This window comes from Zhihengliuella flava (assembly GCF_015751895.1).
In the GTDB taxonomy this organism is placed as follows: Bacteria; Actinomycetota; Actinomycetes; order Actinomycetales; family Micrococcaceae; genus Zhihengliuella; species Zhihengliuella flava.
In genome coordinates, this window is the sequence record NZ_JADOTZ010000001.1 from 1,462,872 (window position 1) to 1,484,202 (window position 21,331).

A 21,331-nucleotide genomic window follows, 5' to 3' on the forward strand; every position below is an offset into this window, starting at 1 on the left:
GCTTATTCGGCCGCGGCGAGCTGGCCGCAGGCGCCGTCGATCTCCTTGCCGCGAGTATCCCGCAGGGTGGTGGGAACACCGGCGTCGTTCAGGATGTCGAGGAACTCCTGCATGACCTCCGGCTCCGACGACGTCCAGATGGACCCGGGCGTCGGGTTGAGCGGAATGGGATTGACGTGCACCCAACCGCGGCCGCGGGCATTGAGCTTCTTCGCCAGCAGGGCCGCGCGCCACGGGTGGTCGTTCATGTCCTTGATGAGCGCGTATTCGATGGACACGCGGCGGCCCGTCTTTTGGTAGTAGTTGTAGGCCGCATCGATGGCCGCGTCCGCCTTCCAGCGGGAGTTCACCGGGATCAGGTCATCACGCAGCTCGTCATCCGGCGCGTGCAGGGACAGGGCGAAGGTGATCGGAATGTCCTCCTCGGCGAGCTTGTTGATCGCCGGGACCAGACCCACCGTGGAGACGGTGATGCCGCGGGCGCTCATGCCCAGCCCTTCCGGCGCCTCGTCGATCATCCGGTGGACCGCGTTCATGACGCGCTTGTAGTTCGCCAGGGGCTCGCCCATCCCCATGAAGACAATGTTGGTGACCCGCTCGGCGTCGTGCACGCCCTTGCGGCCGGTGCCCTTCAGCCCACCCTCCGCGATGACGCGGTTGGCTTGGACAATCTGGTCCAGAATTTCCGCGGTGGACATGTTGCGGGTGAGGCCGTTTTGGCCGGTGGCGCAGAACGGGCAGTTCATGCCGCAGCCACACTGGCTGGACACGCACAGGGTCACGCGCCCCGGGTAGCGCATCAGCACCGACTCCACGAGCGATCCGTCGAAGAGTCGCCACAGGAACTTGATGGTGTCCCCGTTGTCCGTGACGAGGCGCTTAACCTCGGTGAGCAGCGTGGGGAACATGGCCTCGGCCAGCTCCTGCCGCTGGGCTGCGGGCAAGTCCGTCATCTGCTCCGGGTCCGTGGTGTAGTGCTGGAAGTAGTGCACGGAGAGCTGCTTGGCGCGGAAGGCCTGCAGTCCCATCTCCTTCAGCTTCGCCGAGCGCTCGGCCAGCGTCATGTCCGCCAGGTGCTGGGGCGGCTGGCTAACGCGCGGCTTCTGCGCAAACTGCAGCTGCGGGCGGCCGTCCGGGCCCATCGGCTGCTTCCACCCTTCGGCGGTGGGGCGCACCTGAGGGCGGTTCAGTCCGGCTGAGGAAGGGGTCTGCTTAGTCATCACCGTCCAGTCTCCCATGCACGCGCGGCAGTGGCCACGTGTTTTCAGTGACAACGGCCAAGGCCGGGAGTAGATTCCGAATCACCGAACCCCACGGAAGGAGCCAGCAATGTCACCGCTAGTGCGCGTTCAAAACTTCATGCTCTCGCAGGACGGCTTCGGCGCCGGCGAGGGCCAAAGCCTCGAGCGACCGTTCGGTCACGCGAATCCAGCCGACCTGGCCTTCTGGGCCGGCGCCACGGCGCACTGGCCCAACCGCACCGATCCCGGAGGCACCTACGGCTTAGACGACTACTTCACGCGCGACTTCCACAACAACATCGGTGCCGAGATCATGGGCCGCAACAAGTTCAGTCCACACCGCGGGCCGTGGGAGAACGAGGACTGGAAGGGCTGGTGGGGCGACAACCCGCCGTTCCACACACCCGTGTTCGTCCTGACGCACTATCCGCGCCCGTCATTCACGCTCTCCGACACTACGTTCCATTTCCGGGACGCCGCCCCGCAGGAGGTACTGGAGGAGGCGTTCGAGGCCGCCAACGGGAAGGACGTGCGCGTCGGCGGCGGGGTCGCGACCGTTCGTGCATTCTTGGCGGCAGACTTGATCGACACGATGCACGTGGCGGTCGCCCCGTTGTACCTCGAACGCGGCGAGCAGCTCTGGCACAGCTCCGAGGACCTCACGGACCGCTTCCACCTCGAGGTCGTCCCGAGCCCTAGCGGCGTGACGCACCACCTCTTCTGGCGCAAGTAGCCTTCACCACTGCCCTTGTCCACGATTACTGCTGCCATCGGGTGGGCTTCAGGAGTGATCGCCGGATAGAGCAGGAGGTTCGTCAGCCGAGCGCTGCGACGTCAACACCCGGCTGCGGATCACCATCCCAGTCGGAGTCTTGGAGAGGCTCCGCCCAGACAGCGTCCGGAAATTCTTCGCGGATCAGCCGGGTCTCTTCAGACAGGAACTCCGGATAGACACGGCAAGGCTCCAAAACGTCAACCACGATCGCGCGGCTGAGATTGTCCTCAAAGCTCGCCGGAGGCTCCCCCGGATCTTCAAGAAGCGGATCGAAAAAGCGGAGCAGCAAATGTCCGTGGAGATTTCGGTGCACCAGAACGGAACGGCCCGTAGGGGTCCAACGCAGCGCCACAAACTCTGCTGCAAGCAGCACGTTGGGGTGGAGGGCCGCGAAGGCCTCCGCAACGGTGGATTCCGTCAGCATCCTGTTCATCCGGGCCTCTCCCTGGCACTCGTGGGTCATCGCCGCTGCCGGATTCAGGTGGCGTTTCAGCCTTAATCCCTTATTGAGGCAGTTCTCGGGGCCCTAGGACTCGGCGATGCGCTGCAGTGCCGCCAGCGTGGCCGGGATCCCCGCGAGCGCCTGCTGGGTGCGGGCCTCGATGGCCGCCGGGGCCTTCTCGCCAAAGCGTTCGGCAAAGTAGGCCAGTCCGGCGTCAGTGAACTCCCACGATTCGGTCAGGAGCGTGATCCCGGGCTGCCCGGCTGGCTCCATGCGGTAGCCCCAGCGTACGTAGCCGTCGCCGACTTCCCAGGCGAACTCGCGTCCCGGCTCGGCTGCCACCACGCGCGAGCGCGTTTCCCACGTCCGTTCCGGCAGCACGTTGCGCCCCGTGAACCGGGCCCCCACGCGGGGTCCGTCCGGGCCGGGCTCATCGCCGTCGTCCCACCAGCAGGTCTGGCAGACGGGCGACCATTCGCCCGTGCGCGTTACGTCGGACACCAAGACGTAGAGCTGCTCGGGGGTGGCCGCGACGCGGACGGATTCCTCGTGTGCGCGCGGCTCGGCGGGCAGGTCACCGGTGTGTTCCATGCCGCCGAGCCTAGCCAGCGCGTCAATCCCCCGGCAAGGCGCGCCCGCCGCTCAGTTTTGCTTGAAGGCGGCGTCGAAGGACGTTTGAGAGGCCGGGAAATCCAGCCTCTTCAACGCGGCGAGTGACTCCGGCGCGCCATGGAGGCGATCCATGCCGGCGTCCTCCCACTCGACGGAAATCGGGCCGTCGTAGCCAATGGCGGCCAGCGCCCGGAACGCGTCCTCCCACGGCACGTCGCCGCGGCCGGCGGAGACGAAGTCCCATCCGCGCCGCGGATCCCCCCACGGCAGGTGCGAGCCGAGCTGGCCGTTGCGTCCGTTGCCCATCCGCATCCGGGTGTCCTTGCAGTCGACGTGGTAGATGCGGTCCGCGAAGTCGGAGATGAACGCCACCGGGTCAATGCCCTGCCACATCATGTGGCTGGGGTCCCAGTTCAGGCCGAACGCCGGGCGGTGGCCGATCGCCTCCAACGTTTTGACCGTGGACCAGTAGTCGTAGGCAATCTCCGACGGATGGACCTCGTGCGCAAACCGCACCCCACACTCGTCGAACACATCCAGGATGGGGTTCCAGCGGTCCGCGAAGTCTTGGTAGCCGGCGTCGATGACCTCGCCCGGCACGGGCGGGAACATGGCCACGTACTGCCAGATGGAGGACCCGGTGAATCCGACGACGGTGTCCACCCCCAGCCGCTGCGCCAGCCGGGCCGTGTTCTTCACGTCCTCGGCGGCACGCTGCCGGACGCCCTCCGGATCCCCGTCGCCCCAGATCTGGTCCCCAACGATCGCCTGGTGGCGGAAGTCGATCGGGTCATCGCACACGGCCTGACCCTTCAGGTGATTGGAGATGGTCCAGACCTTCAGACCGTAGCGTTCCAGAATGCCGAGGCGCTCGGCGATGTACTCGTCGTCGTCCCAGCGGGAGGCGTCCAGGTGCTCCCCGGACACCGCGATCTCCAGCCCGTCGTACCCCCAGCCGGAGGCCAGTCGCGCCACCTCCTCGAGCGGCAGGTCGCCCCACTGGCCAGTGAACAAGGTGAAATTACGTGCCATGCGTCTACTCCTGATCGTGTCTGTCTCTGCTGCCGTGCTGGGTGGGTAGGCCTTAGTCCGTGGCGACCCAGGCGTTGTTGTTCTGATCGCTGCGGACCACGCCGTCGAGGACCCGCTGCACGTGGTGGCCGTCCGCGAAGGACGGCAGCGGCTGGCGCCCCGCGGCGACGGCCTCGACGAAGTCCTTAGCCTGGTGAACGAATCCGTGCTCGTAGCCGAGGGCGTGCCCCGTGGGCCACCACGCGGAGAGGTACGGGTGTTCCGGCTCCGTCACCATGATGTTGGCAAAGCCCTGCCGATCCCCCGGCGCCGTCGCGTCATAGAAGCCCAGCGAGTTGTAGTTCTCGAGGTCAAAGGAGATGGCCCCCGTTGACCCGGAGACCTCGATGCGCAGCGAGTTCTTGCGCCCCGTGGCCATGCGGGTCGCCTCGAATGAGCCGACGGCGCCGCCGTCGAACCGCGCCGTGAACAGCGCGGCGTCGTCGACCGAGACCTCGCCCCGCTCGCTGCCGCCGGCCGCCAGCGGCCGCTGATCGACGAAGGTGTTGAGCATCCCGCTGACGCCGGTAACCTTCTGGCCCGTGATGAATTGGGACAGGTCGACGGCGTGCGCGCCCAGGTCGCCGAGCGCGCCGGTCCCGGCGTGCTCCTTCTGGAGCCGCCACGTGAGCGGCGCGTCGGCGTCCCGCAACCAATCCTGCAGGTAGGCGGCCCGGACTTGACGGACCTGACCGATGGCGCCGGACAGCACGAGTTCACGCGCAAAGGCCGCCGCGGGCACCCGGCGGTACGTGAAGCCGATCATGGCCTGCGCCTTCCCGCTCGCGCGCTCCGCCGCGGCGGCCATAGCGGCCGCCTCCTCGAGCGTGTTGGCCAGCGGCTTCTCGCACAAGACATGCTTGCCCGCTTCGAGGGCGGCAATCGCGATCTCCGCATGCGAGTTGCCGGGGGTCACGATGTCGACGACGTCGATATCGTCCCGCTGGATCGCCTCCCGCCAGTCGGTGGCGGTTTCAGCCCACCCCCACGTCTCCGCGGCCGCCTCGACGCCGGCAGCGTTGCGGCCGACGAGCAGGCTCATCTGCGGATTGGCAGGGAGGTCGAAGAACCTCGGCGCAACGCGCCATCCCTGCGAGTGGGCGGCACCCATGAAACCATGCCCGATCAGGGCGATCCTCAGGGACGGTACTTGGTTGGGCATATTTCCTCCTGCGTCGGGAAGCATTGGGTTGGCGTGAGAGCCTCACGGCGGGGCGGCCTGGTGGGGCCGCCCCGCGCGGGGATGGTTAGGAGCTGAACGCCGTCGGCAGGTACTCGTCGACGTTCTCCTCGGTGACCACCGGGGCGTTAAGGACAATCCGCTTCGGGACCTCAACCTCCACCAGGTCGCTCATCGCCTTGTTCTGGGCGATGAGCCGGGCCAGGCGGACACCATCGGCGGCCTGCGTGGACGGGTAGAGGACCGTCGCTTCCAGGACGGACTCGCCGGACTTGATCAGTTCCATGGCGTTGGCCGAACCGGCGCCGCCCACCATGAAGAACTCGTCGCGGTCCGCGCTGTCGATCGCCGCCAGGACTCCGTGGCCCTGATCGTCGTCGTGGTTCCAGATCGCGTCGATCTCCGGCGCGGCGGAGAGCAGCTGGGAGGCCGCCTCCTCACCACCGGCCACGGTGAAGTCCGCGGCAACGCGGTTGTCCACGTCCAGGCCGCACGTCTCGAGCGCATCGGCGAAGCCCTCGCTGCGGTCCGTGGTCAGGGGCAGCGAATCGATGCCGGCGATTTCCGCGACGACGGCGTCCGGCTGATCGCCCAGGCGCTCGCAAATGTATTGGCCGGCGCTCTGACCCATGCCGTAGTTGTCGCCGAGGATCGTGGTCCGGGCCGCGGCGGGGCTGGAGAATTCGCGGTCCACGTTGACGACGGGGATCCCCGCCTCCATGGCCTTAGTGGCGACGGACGTCAGGGCCGTTCCGTCGGTGGGCAGCAGAACAATGGCGTCGACGCCGTCGTTAATGAACTGCTCCACTTGGCTGATCTGCAGGTTGGCGTCGTTGGTGCCCTCCGCAACGCGGAGTTCGACGTCGTCGTACGCGTCCCCCTCGGAAATGGCTGCCGAGTTGATGGCTCCGAGCCATCCGTGGTCCGCCGCGGGGCCGGAGAAGCCGATGACGACGTTCTCACCCGTCTCCGCGTTGCCGTCCACGGTGGCGTTGGTGGGCTGCGCGCTGCCCTCTCCACCGTCTGACGAGCAGCCGGTGACCAGCGCGCCGACGGCCAGAATGGCGCCGGTGGTGACGAGCATCTTCCGTCCAGAACGAACTGCAAGCATGTCTTTCTCCTCTGCGTGAGTAGGTGCGCCGCTGAGGATGCAGACCGAATTGTTCCGGACACCCATCAACGTGACTCCAGTCACAATAACAGAAGATTGGGGAAAATCGACGACCTTCTACCGATGGCCGACATAATGTGTTAGGTTCCTCACATGTCGAATGCTGATCACACACGTCCCTTACTCGAGGTGCGGGGCATTTCCAAGCGGTTCGCGGCCGTCCAGGCCCTCAAGGGCGTAGACCTAGAAGTCCTCCCCGGCGAGGTCCACTGCGTCATGGGCCAGAACGGCGCCGGCAAGTCAACGCTCATCAAGACGCTCGCCGGCGTTCACCGCCCCGACGAGGGGGAAATCCTCTGGGAGGGAACACCCGTCGAGCTCCAGCACCCCATGGCGGCCCTGGACCTCGGCATCGCCACCATGTACCAGGAGCTCGACGTCGTCGACGGCCTGAGCATCGCCGAGAACATTTTCTTGGGGCACGAACAGGCCACGCGCGGGATCCTGCACGTGAAGAAGGCTCACGCGATCACCCGCTCCTTGCTGGAGCGGCTCGGCCACGGCAACCTCTCCCCCGCGCGGGAGGTCGGCACGCTCTCGGCCGCCAATAAGCAGATCGTCAGCATGGCCCGGGCCCTGTCCCGAGACACGAAGCTGATCATCATGGATGAGCCGAGCGCCATCTTGGACTCGGGAGAGGTGGAGAACCTCTTCCGCGTGGTGCGGGACCTCACCAGCCAGGGCATCGCGGTGGTCTACATCTCCCACCGCCTGGAGGAAATTCGGCAGATCGGCGACCGCATCTCCGTGATCAAGGACGGCCGCAGTACTGCCAGCGGGCTCGACGTCGAGGAGACCTCCAAACAGGAACTCATCCGGCTGATGACGGGCCGCGACGTCGCCAACGTGTTCCCGGAGCGCACGCCGATCCCCGAGGACGCCCCCGTGGTGCTTGACGTCGATGGACTCGAGCTCGAGGGCCACTTTGAGAAGCTGAGCTTCACCGTCCGCGCGGGCGAGATCCTGGGCCTCGCCGGGCTCGTGGGCTCCCAGCGTTCGGAGATCGTCGAAACCATCTATGGCGCCCGCAAGGCGAGCGCCGGCCACGTGCGGGTCAACGGCAAGAAGCTCACCCCCGGCGCGGTCAACTCGGCGGTCGCCGCCGGGATCGGCCTCTCTCCCGAGGAACGCAAAAGCCAGGGGCTCATCCTCGAGGAGCCGATCTACAAGAACGTCACGCTTTCCACCTTTGCCCGCTTCGCCCGCACCGGAGTGCTCAACGAGAACGCCGAACGTCAGGCGGCGCGAGAGCAGATCGACGCACTGGAACTGCGTCCGGCGGACCCGGAGCGCCCGGCCCGCACCCTGTCCGGCGGCAATCAGCAGAAGATTCTCTTGGCCCGTTGGCTGGTCCACGGCACGTCCGTGCTGCTGCTGGACGAGCCAACCCGCGGCGTGGACGTGGGTGCCCGCGCGGAAATTTACGCACTGATCCGCCAGCTGGCCGATTCCGGTACCGCCATCATCGTGATCTCCAGCGAGATCGAAGAGGTCCTCGGCCTCGCGGACAACGTCCTGGTGGTCGACGACGGAACCATTCTCACTCAAACCGAAGCAACCGCAATCAGCGAGCACGGCGTGCTCGACCTCATCATGAAGGGAAGTGCCGCGTGAGCGAGCAAAACACCCCGGCGGCCACGCAGCCGGCCGCCCAGAACTCCGGCGGCGGATTCCTCCAGAACCTCCTCCACGGCCCCGCCGCCCGCAGCCTCGGACTCGTGGTGGCCCTCGCCCTCCTCTTTGTCATCGGCATCATCACCAGCGGCGACCGCTTCCTCTCGGCGGACAACCTCATGGTGATCCTCCGGTACGCGTCCATCATCGGCGTGGTCAGCATTGGCGTCACGTTCGTCATTACCGCCGGAGGCATCGACCTCTCTGTCGGCTCGCTGATGGGCCTAACCTCGGTGGTCGCGAGCCTCGCCGTCGTTCAATCCGCGGCCACCAACTCCACGTGGCTGCTCATGGTCGCCGTCGGCGTCTTAGTGGGCATGCTCGCCGGATTCGTCAACGGCCTCATCATCGCCTACGGCAACGTGGTGGCCTTCATCGCCACCGTCGCCATGCTGGTGGCGGCGCGCGGCCTTGCCGAGATCATCTCGGAACGCCGGACCCTGCTGGTGACCAACACCGATTTCACGGGCTTTATGCGGGACGACTTCCTCGGCGTCCCCGTGCTGGTGTGGATCTTCGCGGTGGTCGCCGCGGCGGGGTGGTTCCTGCTGAACCGCACCACGTTCGGCCGCCGCACCGTGGCGATCGGCGGCAACCTCGAAGCGTCGCGGCTGGCCGGCATCAAGGTCAAGCGCCACCTCGTCTCCCTCTACGTGCTGGCCGGGCTGACCGCGGGCATTGCCGGCGTGATGATGATGGGCCGCACCACCTCCGGCACGTCCACTCACGGCCTGCTCTACGAGTTGGACGCCATCGCGGCCGTCGTCGTCGGCGGCACCCTCTTGGCCGGCGGGCGGGGCACCATCATGGGCACCGTGCTGGGTGTGTTGATCTTCAGCACGCTGACCAACGTGTTCACGCAGAACAACCTGGACACCTCCGTCCAGTCGCTGATCAAGGGCGCCATCATCGTGGTGGCCGTGATGCTGCAGCAACGCCTGGCCGCCCGCAAGGAGCGCAAGGCGAAGAAGCAACCGATCAAGGTGTAGCGCCTCATGGAACCGTGGACGACGGCGCCCGCCGGGCCCTCCTCGGCACCGGAGATGCCCTCGCCAGGAGGAAACCCGGTGGGCCGCGTCGAGGAGGTGCTGGCGCAGTTCTTCATGGACGGCAAGCTCCGCGCCGCCGCCACGGATCCGGCCTACCTGACGCTCTGGGAGGCCCTCGAGCAGGCGGTGGCCGGCGGAAAACGCTCGCGCCCGCAGCTGGTGTTGGCCGCCTATCAGCACTTGGCCCGCCCGGCGGAGCGCGCTGCGGAGAACGCGGTCCTCCTCGCCGCCTCCTTCGAACTGCTCCATAGCGCCTTCGTGGTGCACGACGACGTGATCGACCGGGACACCGTCCGCCGCGGAGTCCCCAACGTCTCCGGCCGCTACCGCCAGCGCGCCCTCAGGGATGGTGCGGATGCGGATACGGCGGCCCATGCCGGCGACTCGGCCGGGCTCCTCGCCGGAGACCTCGCCCTGTCCGGGGCCTACCGCCTCCTGCGGCGCGTCCGCACGGCGCCGGAGCGGCGGGAGCGCCTGCACGACATCCTGGATGAGGCGATCTTCGCCTCCATCGGCGGCGAACTGCTCGACGTCGAACTCAGCCGTTCGCCCGTCATGCCGACGCCGGAGCGCATGTGCCGCACCGCGCGGTGCAAAACGTCCGTTTACTCGTTCGAGGCGCCGTTGGAGGCCGGCGCCGTCTTGGCCGGTGCAGACTCATCGGTGGTGGCCGCGCTGACCTCCAGTGGCCGCCACGCCGGCATCGCGTATCAGGTGGTGGACGACGTCCTCGGCGTTTTCGGCCACCACAGCCGAACCGGCAAGGCCGACTGGGGCGACCTGCGGGAGGGAAAACGAACGGTCCTGCTGGCCTACGCCGCCACGCGGCCCGAATGGCAGCACATCGCCCACCTCATCGGCTCACCTCACCTGACGGCTGCCGAGGCGGAGCACATCCGCCGAGTCCTCACGGACTGCGGCGCCCGCGATCACGCCATCAGTGTGGCCGAGGACAACGCGCGCCGCGCCCTGGACTTTTTGGAGCACGACGGCGTCCCGTCGCCCCTGCGCGCCGAGCTCACCGCGCTACTCCAAGGCGTCATGGACCGCGTCCGCCCCGAGTGATCTGCCACCCCGTTACGATGGGGTGGACACGAGTGCGGCAGTCCGCACGGGCACAGGGGATCCGGGATGGTAGTAATGGCATCAAACAGCCGTGGAACGCGTCCGGACGGCCCGGCGCTCGGGAGCAATCGGGACTCCACGCGGCAACACAACCTCTCTACGGTGCTGCGTTTGGTCCACCTCCACGGCGGGATCTCCCGCGCCCAACTGACCCGGGCGACGGGGCTGAATCGCTCCACGATCGCCGCACTGGTCACCGAGCTCGTGGCCTTGGGGCTGGCCGTCGAGAAAGAGCCCGAGCACACGCAGCAGCATGGACGGCCCAGCATCATGCTGCGCCCGGGCCCCGGAGCGCTCGCGCTGGCCGTCAACCCGGATGTTGACGCCGTCGGCGTCGCCCTCGTCAGCCTCGGCGGCCGGATCGTGAATCCGGTGCGTTTTCACACCGTGCGCGCGCCGTCCACGGCGGAAGTCGTCAACATCGTCTCTGCGGTCTATTCCGGGATGGCCGCCTCGCTCCCGGCGGAGCAGCGAGTCCTCGGCGTGGGAGTGGCCGTCCCCGGGCTCGTGGACCCGGCGGACGGGCGAGTGATTGAGGCACCGCAGCTGGACTGGCGAGAGCAACCACTCGCGGAGCAGCTGCGCGAGGCCCTCGGGCTGCCGGTCTTCGCAGCGAACGACGCCGTCGTCGCCGCCCGCGCGCAGGCCGCCTTTGGTGCGGGACGGGACGTGGAGGACTTCGTGTACCTGTTTGGCGGAGCCAGCGGCATCGGCGGTGGCCTGGTCAGCGGCGGGCGCCTGCTGCACGGCTCCACAGGCTTCGCCGGTCAGCTCGGCCACACCCTCGTTCGGACCGACGGCGCCGCCTGTTCCTGCGGGGCCAATGGCTGCCTCGAGGCAGAAGTGGCCCGGGAACAACTGCTCGACGCGGCCGGGCTCCCCGCCGATCAAGCGGAGGATCTCGAGGAGCGCGTGCTGGAGCTGATCGACGCGGGCGGCGACGCGGCACAGCGCCTCCGCGCCGTCGTCGATCATCAGGCCAGCCTGCTGGCGGTGGCCCTGCGCACCCTGGTGCATCACCTCAATCCCTCGCTGATCATCCTCGGCGGGTTCCTGCGCGTGCTGGCCCGAGTCAACCCCAGCGCCCTCGAGGATGCGGTGCGCGTCGGCGGGGCCCGCGGCGCCCGCGAGGAGGTGCGCATCGAGCTCGCGCCCCTGGGCGCGGATCCGGTGCTGACCGGCGCCGCCGAGCTGGCCTTTGAGCCGCTGCTGTCCGACCCGGCGGGCTTCGCCCACGCCTAGCGAACTCCGCACCTGCCCACACGCACGAACGCGGGCCCCCACCCCACGTGCTGGGGCGGGGACCCGCGTCCTCCGATGTACTGCTCACCGAGGGTGAATCCGCTGGGGCGGACCCACCCCGCGAGGTGTTAGCTGGTGGCTTCCAGCACGACCTCGGCGGTCCCGGTCAGCGGGTCCGAGTTGGCGTCACCGGCATCGGTGTACTCGGCGTTGAAGACGGCCGAGAGATCGTCCACTGCCGGGTCATGGCCTTCCGGAACCGTTGTGACGAAGGAACCGGTGCAGCCGTTGGTGGTGGTCTGCGGGTGACCGTGCGTGTGGTGACCGAGGATGTAGGTCACCTCGACGCGGGAGCAGTCCACGGGCTGGTCATCCGTCACCGTCACCTCGTAGGAGACGACGTCGCCGAACTGGAAGTCCTGGCCCGGAACGGGCGAGACGAACTCGATGACCGGCTGCTGGTTGCCCACCTCGACCTCGACTTCAGCCGAGGAATGGCGTCCGCGGTGCTTGCCGCCGAAGTCGGTGACCGTCAGGGTGGCGACGTAGTTGCCGTTTTCCTCGTAGGTGTAGGTGGGATTCGGGTCAGTCGAGTCGACCGTCCCATCCGAGTCGAAGTCCCAGGCGTAGCGGAGCTTGTCCCCGTCGGGATCCACGGTGTCGGCGCTCGAGAACTCAACCGTCAGCGGCGAGGGCCCTGCGGCGGGCGCGCCACTGGCCGCGGCGATCGGCGTGTGGTTGCCGCCTTCGCCGATGTAGTCGATGCGGGCCACCTGGGCTTCCTCGTTCTCACCGAAGTAGCCGTTGCCGTATTCCAGCACGTACAGCGCGCCGTTGGGTCCGAACTCCATATCGATCGGGTTCTCGGTGACGAGCGAATCGACGACGTTCTCGATGGACGTCAGCTCGCCGTCCTCTAGGGTCATCGCCTTGATGTAGTCACGGGTCCACTCGTAGAAGAGTGCCTTGCCGTCGTAGTATTCCGGCCACGCAACCGGGGCCCGGCCGCGGGTGTTCTTCACGTCGAACTCGTAGGCGGGTCCGGCCATGGGGCCAATGCCACCCACGCCGAGCTCGGGGAACTCTTCGGAGAGCTCGTAGTTGTACCAAACATCAGACTCGGCCACTGGGGGCAGCTCGGTCAGGCCGGTGTTGTTCGGGGACTCATTGACCGGAGCCGCACAGTCGAATGGGTCGCCGGACTCGCCCGTGGCGAAGTCGTAATCGATGTACGGCTTGTCCTCGGTGGCGCAATACGGCCAGCCGTAGTTCGCCGGTTCTTCAACGACGAGCCACCGGCCCGTGCCGCCCGGACCCCGCTCCGGGTCCGCCTCGCGGGCGTCCGGCGAGTAGTCGCCGACGTAGAGCGCCCCCGTGTCCTGGTCCACGTCAATGCGGAAGGGGTTCCGCAGGCCCATCGCATAAATCTCCGGGCGGGCGCCGTCCGTGCCCGGCTCAAAGAGGTTGCCCTCCGGGATGGTGTATCCGCCGCCGTCCTGCGGCGTGATGCGCAAGACCTTGCCCCGCAAATCGTTGGTGTTGGCCGAGGTGCGCTGGGCGTCATAGCCCGGGTTGGACTCAGGCCGCTCGTCAATGGGGGAATACCCTCCCGAGACGAACGGGTTGGTGTCATCACCCGTGGAGAGGTAGAGGTTGCCTGCCGCGTCGAAGACGATGTCTCCGCCGACGTGGCAGCACAGTCCGCGGGTGGCCTCGACGTCAATGATGTGCTGCTCGCTGGCGAGGTCAATGTTCTCGCCGTCGAACTGGAACCGGGAGAGGCGGCTCACGCCGTCGAAGGGGGCGAAATCCTCTGCCGTGCCGGAGACCGGAGCGTCGCCCTCGTTGACGTCCGGCGTCGCCGGGTCATCGACTGGGGTGTCCATAGGCGGCGCGTAGTACAGGTAGACCCAGTTGTTTCCGGCCGTGCCGAAGTCGGGATCCAAGGCGATGCTCTGCAGCCCCTCCTCGTCATGCCGATACACGTCCACCTGGGCCGCGAGCGAGTTGACGCCCGTCTCAGCGTTGTTGAGCCAAATATCGCCACCACGGGTGGTGTGCAGGACGTCTCCGTTGGGCAGGACGGCGAGGTCCATCGGCTCGCCCGGGGTGTCGTTGAGGGTCACCTTCTGGAAGGCGGAATCGGCGGGCGCGGAGGGCGCCGGCACCTCCGGCCGGGCTTGCGCCGGAGCGGCCGCTAGCGCCGAAACCAAGACGGCCGCTGTCGCCAGCGAGGCGCCCACAGCGCGTCCACGGCGGGCGCGAGAGGCGCGCACTTCTCGTGTGGAATTCATTGTCAACTTCCTGATCGCGGGGATTCGGATTGACCGGATGGGGTCATTGACGACGTTAGTGATTCGGGTCACAAATTACTAGTGGTTTCACAGAACAAAATAAGAAAAATCGCCGTCATGGCAAACGCCGCGACCGATCCGAAGGCGCAATAATCCGAGGCTACAAGCCATGCTTGAGCCGTCAACTTATTTTGTTGTTTGAAACGCTAATATGGCTCCGCTAAGCGGTCGCGTTCGCCTGAAGCTCCGCCGACTCCAGCCCTTGGGCTTGCAGCACGAGGCCTTTGACGGCCGCCGCCGGGACGTGGCGCCCGGAGGTCACCAGCTCCTCAACCCCGCGGGGAATCCGTGGCTCGGAGGACAGGAGGAGCGGCGTGCCCTCGGCCGACTCGGGAAGCCGCCCGTGGGTCCCCCGGACACACCGGGGGTCCAGCGGCACCGTGCTCATCGCGTAGCGCAGGCCGGCCTTCTTCTTGACCAGATTCAGGCCCGCCTTCGCCTTGGCCAGCCGATCCGCCGGATCGAAGAACAGCTCCGCCGGGTCGTAACCGGGCTTGCGGTGGATATCGACGCCGCGGGCGTACTCGGGCGCGCGGTCGTCGTCCAGCCAGAAGTAGTAGGTAAACCACGCGCCGGGCTCGGCCACGACCACCAGTTCGCCGGAGCGTTCGTGGTCTAGGCCGTAGCGCGCTTGAGCGGCCCGATCCAACACCTCGTCGACTCCGTCGAGGCCACGCAACAGGTCCGCGACGCGGCCACAATCCGCCTCATCCGCCACGTAGACGTGCGCCACTTGGTGGTCCGCGACCGCGAAGGCGCGGGAGGTCCAGGGGTCCAGTTGCTCACGCCCGGCCTGGACGTAGACCTCCAGGAGGCCCTCCCGGCGCAGCGCCCGGTTAATGTCCACGGGCCGGTTGGCCTCCTCGATGCCGTACTCGGACACCACCATGACCGTATATCCGCGATCCTCGGCCTCGTCGAGTAGTGGTGCGAGGACGCCGTCGAGTTCCGCGGCCGCCCGGTCCGCCTCGGCCGACCGCGGACCGAACCGTTGCAGGTCGTAATCCAAGTGGGGAACGTACGCCGTGAGCAATTGCGGCGCGCGCGTGCGCAGCACGTGACGGGTGGAATTGACGATCCATTGGCTCGACCCCAGCGCCGCCGTCGGACCCCAGTACTGAAACAACGGGAACTCCCCATAGGCCCCCACGAGCTCATCGTGGAGCGCCGGCGGGCGCATGTAGGCATCCGGGGATTTGCGCCCGTCGGCATGGTAAATGGGCCGCGGAGTCACGGTGAGGTCCGTGTTCATGCCCATCGCATACCACCAGCAGATGTTGGCCGAGGTGTACCCCGAATCTTGTTTTCGGGCGGCCTCGACGATGGTCTCGCCGCCGACCAGCCGGTTGTGCTGACGCCACAAGAACACCTCGCCCAGATCCCGGAAGTACCACCCGTTGCCCACCACGCCGTGCTGGGCCGGAGACAGCCCGGTCAGCATCGTGGATTGCACCGAGCAGGTCACCGCCGGCAGCACGGTTTTCAGGGGCGCGGACCAGCCCTGCCCGGCCAGCCGGGCCAGCCGAGGCATGGACCGCAGGGCACGGGAAGTCAGGCCGACGACGTTGAGCAAGAGGATGGGTTTCACGATTCTCCTGGGCAGCAGTGGGGTCAACGGGTATTCACGAAAGGGGCGCCGAGGCCGCGGGCGCGGCACGCAGCAGGTGGCGGCGGGCCCAGTCCAGCTCGGCGGCAATGCCATCGATCAGCCCGACGCCGGCGTCGGGCAAGACGCTCCACGTGTAGGTCTCCACGTCGAGGTGGACCTCGGGTCCGTAGGGCAGGCGGGCCACCTCGGCGACGGTTTGCCGGAGGTCCTCGACGGTGGTGTCCAGAGGCACGGCCGGCCGGTGGTGGAGCGGAATATGGAAGTGCACCCGCCACGGCCCCTGCCCGGGGAGCTCGGCAAGGGCGGCATCGAGATCATCGGCCGACCGCACGCCGTCGGCAGATAATTCACGCACTTGGTGCAGATAGCGCGGCTCCACGAAGCCGGCCAGCGCGCTGCGCGCTGCCGGCACGGACGGATCGTCCACGTGCAGCGCCGCGGACGCCTGAACCTTCACCACCCGCAGCCCGGCCGCATCAATCTCCGCGATCGCTGCGGCCGGATCGGCAAAGGACACCGCGAGGTGGCAGGCATCCACGCACACGCCCACGTAGTTCGGATCGATCCCCCGGCTCAGCCGGTCCCCGAGCCAGCCGGCCACGTCGGAGATCGTGTCCAACACGCAGCCCGGCTCGGGCTCGACGGCGACGCGGATCGTCCGTCCGGTGCTCTGCCGCAACTGCTCCAACCGTGTGCTGAGCTCCGCGAACGCCGCCGTGGCGACGTCGTCGTCCTGCTCGGTCCACGGGTGCCGCCACGCCAACGGCAGGGTCGAGATGGAGCCGTCCGCCCCGGCGGGTAACAAGTCCGCGAGGATCGCGGCACAATCGAGGGTGTAGTCGAGCCGTGCCCGGTCCGCCCACGTCGGCCGGTAGACGGCGTGCTTGACGACGTCGTCGTGAAATCCCCCGTATGGAAAGGCGTTGAGCGTGTGCAGCACGAGGCCCTCGGCCTCCAGCACCGCGCGCAGCGCCGCGCGGTCGTCCGCGCTGGCCGCCAAGTGGCGGGCCAAGCCGGCGGGAAGCCACAGCCCCACGCCCAGCGCCTCGAGCCCGGCGGCGCGCCGGATCGAGCCGGCGTAGTCGCGCATCTGGCGGATGACACCCTCGAGGTCCTCGGCGGGGTGAACGTTGGTGCAATAGGAGAGCAGCATCAGACGCGCGCCCCGCGCAGGACGGAATTGCCCTCGAACCCGGCGGACGGATCCGGGAACCCCGATTCGTCGAAGCCCGCCACGGGCTCGAGGATCAGCTGCCCGCTCTGGCCATAAAAGTTCACGGGATTCTGCCAGAGCACGTGGTCCACGTCCTCGGCGGAGAACCCGGCCTCCAGCATCGCTTCCGCGGTGCGGCGCGTCTTCAGGGGGTCGGAGCGCCCCCAGTCCGCCGCCGAGTTCACCAGGACGCGCTCCGTGCCGTATCGCTGGAGCAAGGCGACCATCCGGGACTCGTCCATTTTGGTGTCCGGGTAGATGGAGAACCCCATCCACGCGCCGGCGTCCTTGACCAGCTCAATATTGGTCTCGTTGAGGTGATCAACCAAGACGGCCTCCGGAGCAATTCCGGATTCGCGCACCACGTCGAGGGTGCGGCGGGTGCCGGCCAACTTTTCCCGGTGCGGGGTGTGGACCAACGCCGGCAGGGCGTACTCGCGGGCCAACTGTAGCTGCCGCGCGAACGCGTCATCCTCGGCCGGGGTCATCGAGTCATAGCCGATTTCCCCGACGGCTACGACGCCTTCCTTCACGAGGTACCGCGGCAGCTCCTCAAGGACCGGAACGCAGCGCGGATCGTTTGCTTCCTTCGGGTTTAAAGCGATCGTGGCGTGATGGCGGATGCCAAATTGGGCGGCCCGGAAACGCTCCCACCCGAGGAGGGAGTCAAAGTAGTCCAGGAACGACTCGACGCTGGTGCGGGGCTGACCCAGCCAGAACGCCGGCTCGACGAGGGCGCGCACGCCGGCGGCATACATCGCCTCGTAGTCATTGGTGGTGCGGCTGGTCATGTGAATGTGGGGGTCGAAAATGCGCATGGAGTCCTTCTTAGATGTGGCTGGTGTGGCTAGATTCGAGCGTGAGGAGCGCCAGATCCGCGGGGACCGGACGGGAGGCGGCGCGCCGCTCGGCGGCGAAGTCGGCGGCCATCCGCGCCAATTCCGGATCGCGGCGGTGCTCCAGGTCCGTCACGGCGTCAAGGCTCACGCCCATGAAGACGAGCTTCAGGACGGCGTGACGCCACGCGTGCTGGTCCAGATGAGCCGCCGCAAACGGGCCCACCGCGGCGGCCACCAGCGAGGTTTCGTTGGTGCGCAGCGCGTCGGCCGTGGCCTCAAGCCCCACGCGGACGACGGCGTCGTTCAGAACCGCGGCCTCCCGCGCCATGGCGCCCAGGCCGCGCAGCACGCCCCGCCGCTCGGCGGAATCGCCTCGGCGGTAGAGGTCGGCCACCGCCTCGGCGAGCGCGGGGGCAGGAAGCGCGGCTTCCGTGCCGGGGCCCGCGAGTTGTGCGATGAGCTGGCCGCGAGCGACGTCGGCCGCCGTCCCCCACACAATGCCCGTCGGATCGGCCGCAGGATTCACCGGCGCTCGGCCCACGTGGCGGCCCGCCATCGCGAAGACGACGGGCAGGCGGGACGGATCGGCGAGCACCGCCGTCGTGGACTCCTGCACCCAGTCCGCCTGCCGGCGCTGCGCCTGCGCCTGCGCCCAGGCCTCACGCAGCGCGGCCATGCTGCGCTGAACGAGGCCCGGGCCGTCGTGCGAGTGGCGGGGCAGTTCCACGGCCGCTACGCCCCGATAGTCCAACTCGGCGAGCGTGGACAGGGCCTCGACCAGATCCACCGCACCGTCGCCGAAGGGTAGGTGCTCGTGAGTGTGCGGTGGCATGTCGTCGAGCTGGACGTTGGTCAGCAGGTCGCCCGCCTGTAGCAGCGCCCCGCGCACCCCCTCGGGCTCCACGACGACGCAATGCCCAATGTCCACGGTGACGCCCAGCGCTGACGGTGCACCAAGCGCGCGGTGCAGGTCCAGCGCGTCGGCCACCGTCTCCACGAGCATCCCCGGCTCCGGCTCGATCGAGAGCTTGACCCCCTGCGCCTCGGCATACTCCAGAAGCTCGCGGACCCGAGCGGTCAGCCGTTCCCAGCCAGTCTCCGGCGTGGCCTCCGGCGGAAGAACCCCGGAGAAGAAGGACACGCACTCGGCATCGAGGGCGGCGCTGACGTCCACCGCGCGGCGCAGGAAATCCAGCCGCGGCACTGCCTCCGGGTCCACGAGGGCCGGGGCGTGCTTGCGCCGCGGGTCCAGCAGGAATCGGGTGCCCGTCTCGATGACGACGCGCATGCCATGCCCCTGCAGGTGGGACCTTAGCTGGGCGATCTGGGTTAGCGCGTCGGGCGCCAACGGGTCGAGGTGCGGATGGCCAAGGGTCAGTGCCACCGCGTCGTACCCTTGCTCGGCCATCAGTTCTAAGGCCACCGGGAGCGGGTGATCGGTCAACCCATTGGTTCCGTACCCCAGCGCGAAGGGCAGCGGGGAGCTCGTGGTCATGATTCGCTCACCTTTCGTCCGGAGGTGCGGGTGCGCAGGAGCCGTCCGGCCACGTCGACGGCGCCGATCACCGCCGCCGCGTGCCAGCTGCCGTGGCGCAGGGCGAGCGCGGCTTGCAGCGGGAGCATCGATCGGATGCCGTTTTTGGTGGCCTCGAGCGCGTTGGCCGCCGTGGGGCGCTCGGCGGCGCGCCACTGCGGTCTCCCGCACCGCGCGGCATAGACGGCTGCGGCTGCCACAACGGGCAGGACCCTGCCGGGGTTGGCCGGCCCCGCCGCGTGCAGCGCGCCGGAGACCACCGCCGTCGTCACCGCCGCCGTGGTGGCGACGGCGGCCGACGCCGTGCCGCGCTCCGTACCGTTCACCTCGCCGCGGGAGAGGGCCGTGACGGCCACCGTGTGGCTGCCCATGACGACGGCGGCCGGCAGGGCGGCCCGGGCCCGCTCCGCCCCCGCGCCCATCAAGACGTCGAGCCCGCGGCAGACACCCATGGCGGCAGCGCCCGTCACGGCGTTGCGCTTGGCCACTAGGTCATAGGTCCAGATGGACGCCGCGAGCGGTAGTGCGACCGCCCCCGAGCCGCGCCCTCCGCCAGCGAGGCTGAGCGCGAGTCCCAGCCCAGTCAGTCCCGCGGCGGTACCGAGGGCAGCACGCGAGGTGATGCGGCCGGAGGGGATCGGGCGCTCGGGCCGCTCCACGGCGTCGAGCTCGCGGTCCGCGTAGTCGTTGAGCGCCATGCCCGCGGCGTAGAGGCACGCGCTGGCGACCGGTAGGGCGAGACGCCGGCCCCACAGTGGCTGACCGGCGGCGGCTCCCCCGGCGAGCGTGTCACCGAGCACGGTGAGCACGGCAGGGGCCCGGACCAGCTCGAGGTAGTCGTGCGCGCGGATCACCACGTGGCCACGCGATCCTGAGCGCCGGCGGCGGTCACCCGCTCCCCCGTGGCGTGCGCCCACGCGGCCAGTTGCTGGCTCTGCTCCGCAAAGGCGAACTCATCACTGCCCCACGGATCCTTGAAGAAGAATCCCAGCTCGCCAATCGGCCCGGAGGCACCGGCAGCGTCGGCCAGCGCCATGAGGCGGGCGAGGTCCAAGATCATCGGGGCGGCCAGCATCGAATCGAAGGCACTCCACGTGGTTTGCAGCGTCAGGCGGGAACCGAGGAAGCCCTCCACGTTGATGTGGTCCCACGCGACTTTGGTTTCACCGAGGTCGGGCACGTTGTCGATGTGCAGTGGCGTTGCGGCGCCGCTGGCGAGGGATTCGAGGCCGCGGTTTTTGGAGAGCAGCTTGCCGGAGACCGCGTCCGGATCGGACAGGGTGGCCCCGTCCCCGCCGCCGAGCAGGTTGGCGCCGGCCCACGACAGCACGCGCAGCCCGCGCGCGGCGAGCCCGGGCGCGATCACCGAGCGCAGCCACGTCTGTCCCGTCTTGCCGTCTTGGCCTGCCGTGGGGATCCCCCGCTGCCGGGCGAGTTCGCGCAACGCCGGGATGGTGAGTGCGGGCGAGGGCGTGAAGCAGACATAGGGTGCCCCCGCGAGAATCGCGGCGTAGGCTCCCAGCGAGCTGGGCGGCAAAGTCGCCTGGGCGGGGTCCTCGAGCGCCGCGAGCAGCAGCTCAGGGTCATCGAATTCTGGCCGGGGGGCCACGGGAGCCTCGGTGGAGGAAACGTCCATGACCACTACGCGGTCCAGACGATGCTCCCGCGTGAAGTCCTCAATGTCGCGAGCCAAGCGGCGGGCCACGGCGGCCTGCGAGGAGCCGCCGGACTCCGGGTGGTAGCCGGGCCGTACCCGCGCGTCCGCCTCGTCGAGATCACCGCGCACCGCTTCCATCAGATGCAACGGCAGCATGCCGGCTCCCACCAGATACTCCGCGCGCTTGGCGAGAGAGACGTCGCTAATGTCATGACCGCCGATGACCAGCTCGGAGAATTCCGGCAGCGGAACGGCGTCGAACACCCTCTGATCGGTCACGCAGCCCGTGGCCGGGGCGAATCCGCCGGAGATCGCGGCCAGCCCCGTGGCCGCGGTCGTGGCCACCGATCCGCGCGCGCCGATGAGCCATAGCCCGACGCGGCCCACGCGCGTCGGCTTCTCGGCGCTGGCGTCGGCCCCCGGCGCATTCTCGGTACTCCGGCCTGCTGATGTGACCACGTCATTGTCCTTTCACCTGCGGTAGTCCGTACGCCTCGGCTGTGAGGCGGTGCGCTCGCGGCGCTGGCCTGCGCACCGCGCACC

18 protein-coding genes are annotated in these 21,331 nt (G+C 68.4%); 5 read left to right on the forward strand and 13 right to left on the reverse strand.

Going from position 1 to position 21,331, the window contains the following annotated elements:
- Window positions 1-2: 2 nt before the first annotated feature.
- A complete protein-coding gene (gene rlmN / locus IW252_RS06760) occupies window positions 3-1,220 on the reverse strand; it encodes a 23S rRNA (adenine(2503)-C(2))-methyltransferase RlmN (RefSeq protein ID WP_196835866.1) in 1,218 nt (405 codons plus the stop codon).
- A 109-nt stretch (window positions 1,221-1,329) separates the two neighbouring features.
- Here rlmN and IW252_RS06765 point away from each other — a divergent pair, with 109 nt between their 5' ends.
- Window positions 1,330-1,974: a dihydrofolate reductase family protein gene (locus IW252_RS06765; protein ID WP_196835867.1), complete on the forward strand. Its 645-nt coding sequence runs from the start codon at window positions 1,330-1,332 to the stop codon at window positions 1,972-1,974.
- 82 nt (window positions 1,975-2,056) lie between these two features.
- Here the strand turns inward: IW252_RS06765 and IW252_RS06770 are convergent, their stop codons facing one another.
- The 5 genes from IW252_RS06770 to IW252_RS06790 all read right to left on the reverse strand — a co-directional run bounded on the left by IW252_RS06770 (window position 2,057) and on the right by IW252_RS06790 (window position 6,432).
- Window positions 2,057-2,449, reverse strand: coding sequence for a hypothetical protein (locus IW252_RS06770; RefSeq protein WP_196835868.1), 393 nt, complete (start codon window positions 2,447-2,449; stop codon window positions 2,057-2,059).
- Window positions 2,450-2,542: 93 nt separating this feature from the next.
- Window positions 2,543-3,049, reverse strand: coding sequence for an SRPBCC family protein (locus IW252_RS06775; protein WP_196835869.1), 507 nt, complete (start codon window positions 3,047-3,049; stop codon window positions 2,543-2,545).
- A gap of 51 nt (window positions 3,050-3,100) precedes the next feature.
- Window positions 3,101-4,102, reverse strand: a complete 1,002-nt coding sequence (locus tag IW252_RS06780) for a sugar phosphate isomerase/epimerase family protein (RefSeq protein WP_196835870.1) — start codon at window positions 4,100-4,102, stop codon at window positions 3,101-3,103.
- A gap of 52 nt (window positions 4,103-4,154) precedes the next feature.
- Window positions 4,155-5,303: a Gfo/Idh/MocA family protein gene (locus IW252_RS06785; RefSeq protein ID WP_196835871.1), complete on the reverse strand. Its 1,149-nt coding sequence runs from the start codon at window positions 5,301-5,303 to the stop codon at window positions 4,155-4,157.
- An 85-nt stretch (window positions 5,304-5,388) separates the two neighbouring features.
- Window positions 5,389-6,432: a substrate-binding domain-containing protein gene (locus IW252_RS06790; RefSeq protein WP_196835872.1), complete on the reverse strand. Its 1,044-nt coding sequence runs from the start codon at window positions 6,430-6,432 to the stop codon at window positions 5,389-5,391.
- A gap of 153 nt (window positions 6,433-6,585) precedes the next feature.
- Between IW252_RS06790 and IW252_RS06795 the strand changes: the two genes are divergently transcribed.
- From IW252_RS06795 to IW252_RS06810, 4 genes are all read left to right on the forward strand, one after another.
- On the forward strand, window positions 6,586-8,106 hold the full coding sequence (locus tag IW252_RS06795) for a sugar ABC transporter ATP-binding protein (protein ID WP_196835873.1): 1,521 nt from the start codon (window positions 6,586-6,588) through the stop codon (window positions 8,104-8,106).
- Window positions 8,103-9,155 carry an ABC transporter permease gene (locus IW252_RS06800; RefSeq protein ID WP_196835874.1) on the forward strand — a complete coding sequence of 351 codons (1,053 nt, stop codon included), beginning with the start codon at window positions 8,103-8,105 and terminating at the stop codon, window positions 9,153-9,155. Before IW252_RS06795 ends, IW252_RS06800 begins: the two co-directional genes overlap by 4 nt.
- Window positions 9,156-9,161: 6 nt before the next feature.
- The gene (locus tag IW252_RS06805) at window positions 9,162-10,280 is read left to right on the forward strand and encodes a polyprenyl synthetase family protein (RefSeq protein WP_231365935.1); all 1,119 of its coding nucleotides are present in this window, start codon (window positions 9,162-9,164) and stop codon (window positions 10,278-10,280) included.
- 75 nt (window positions 10,281-10,355) lie between these two features.
- Complete coding sequence (locus IW252_RS06810; protein ID WP_196835875.1) at window positions 10,356-11,582, forward strand: ROK family transcriptional regulator; 1,227 nt, start codon at window positions 10,356-10,358, stop codon at window positions 11,580-11,582.
- Window positions 11,583-11,710: 128 nt separating this feature from the next.
- Here the strand turns inward: IW252_RS06810 and IW252_RS06815 are convergent, their stop codons facing one another.
- The 7 genes from IW252_RS06815 to IW252_RS06845 form a co-directional block, all read right to left on the reverse strand.
- Window positions 11,711-13,876, reverse strand: a complete 2,166-nt coding sequence (locus IW252_RS06815; protein WP_196835876.1) for a PQQ-dependent sugar dehydrogenase — start codon at window positions 13,874-13,876, stop codon at window positions 11,711-11,713.
- Window positions 13,877-14,096: 220 nt separating this feature from the next.
- Entirely contained in the window at window positions 14,097-15,524 is a 1,428-nt protein-coding gene (locus tag IW252_RS06820; protein WP_196835877.1) for an alkaline phosphatase family protein, read from the reverse strand.
- Window positions 15,525-15,558: 34 nt separating this feature from the next.
- Entirely contained in the window at window positions 15,559-16,698 is a 1,140-nt protein-coding gene (gene eboE / locus IW252_RS06825; protein WP_196835878.1) for a metabolite traffic protein EboE, read from the reverse strand.
- Window positions 16,698-17,576, reverse strand: a complete 879-nt coding sequence (locus IW252_RS06830; protein WP_196835879.1) for a TatD family hydrolase — start codon at window positions 17,574-17,576, stop codon at window positions 16,698-16,700. Before IW252_RS06830 ends, eboE begins: the two co-directional genes overlap by 1 nt.
- 10 nt (window positions 17,577-17,586) lie before the next feature.
- Window positions 17,587-19,092 (reverse strand): EboA domain-containing protein, encoded by a 1,506-nt coding sequence (locus IW252_RS06835; RefSeq protein ID WP_196835880.1) that lies wholly within the window; start codon window positions 19,090-19,092, stop codon window positions 17,587-17,589.
- The gene (locus IW252_RS06840) at window positions 19,089-19,988 is read right to left on the reverse strand and encodes an SCO3242 family prenyltransferase (protein WP_331271469.1); all 900 of its coding nucleotides are present in this window, start codon (window positions 19,986-19,988) and stop codon (window positions 19,089-19,091) included. Before IW252_RS06840 ends, IW252_RS06835 begins: the two co-directional genes overlap by 4 nt.
- Entirely contained in the window at window positions 19,982-21,247 is a 1,266-nt protein-coding gene (locus tag IW252_RS06845; RefSeq protein ID WP_331271470.1) for an inositol-3-phosphate synthase, read from the reverse strand. Before IW252_RS06845 ends, IW252_RS06840 begins: the two co-directional genes overlap by 7 nt.
- Window positions 21,248-21,331: the final 84 nt, after the last annotated feature.

Excerpts from the sequence above, each read along its gene's own strand:
- rlmN (WP_196835866.1), bottom strand. The coding sequence starts at position 1,220 with ATGACTAAGCAGACCCCTTCCTCAGCCGGACTGAACCGCCCTCAGGTG.
- IW252_RS06765 (WP_196835867.1), top strand. The coding sequence starts at position 1,330 with ATGTCACCGCTAGTGCGCGTTCAAAACTTCATGCTCTCGCAGGACGGC.
- IW252_RS06770 (WP_196835868.1), bottom strand. The coding sequence starts at position 2,449 with ATGAACAGGATGCTGACGGAATCCACCGTTGCGGAGGCCTTCGCGGCC.
- IW252_RS06775 (WP_196835869.1), bottom strand. The coding sequence starts at position 3,049 with ATGGAACACACCGGTGACCTGCCCGCCGAGCCGCGCGCACACGAGGAA.
- IW252_RS06780 (WP_196835870.1), bottom strand. The coding sequence starts at position 4,102 with ATGGCACGTAATTTCACCTTGTTCACTGGCCAGTGGGGCGACCTGCCG.
- IW252_RS06785 (WP_196835871.1), bottom strand. The coding sequence starts at position 5,303 with ATGCCCAACCAAGTACCGTCCCTGAGGATCGCCCTGATCGGGCATGGT.
- IW252_RS06790 (WP_196835872.1), bottom strand. The coding sequence starts at position 6,432 with ATGCTTGCAGTTCGTTCTGGACGGAAGATGCTCGTCACCACCGGCGCC.
- IW252_RS06795 (WP_196835873.1), top strand. The coding sequence starts at position 6,586 with ATGTCGAATGCTGATCACACACGTCCCTTACTCGAGGTGCGGGGCATT.
- IW252_RS06805 (WP_231365935.1), top strand. The coding sequence starts at position 9,162 with ATGGAACCGTGGACGACGGCGCCCGCCGGGCCCTCCTCGGCACCGGAG.
- IW252_RS06810 (WP_196835875.1), top strand. The coding sequence starts at position 10,356 with ATGGCATCAAACAGCCGTGGAACGCGTCCGGACGGCCCGGCGCTCGGG.
- IW252_RS06815 (WP_196835876.1), bottom strand. The coding sequence starts at position 13,876 with ATGAATTCCACACGAGAAGTGCGCGCCTCTCGCGCCCGCCGTGGACGC.
- eboE (WP_196835878.1), bottom strand. The coding sequence starts at position 16,698 with ATGCTGCTCTCCTATTGCACCAACGTTCACCCCGCCGAGGACCTCGAG.
- IW252_RS06830 (WP_196835879.1), bottom strand. The coding sequence starts at position 17,576 with ATGCGCATTTTCGACCCCCACATTCACATGACCAGCCGCACCACCAAT.
- IW252_RS06835 (WP_196835880.1), bottom strand. The coding sequence starts at position 19,092 with ATGACCACGAGCTCCCCGCTGCCCTTCGCGCTGGGGTACGGAACCAAT.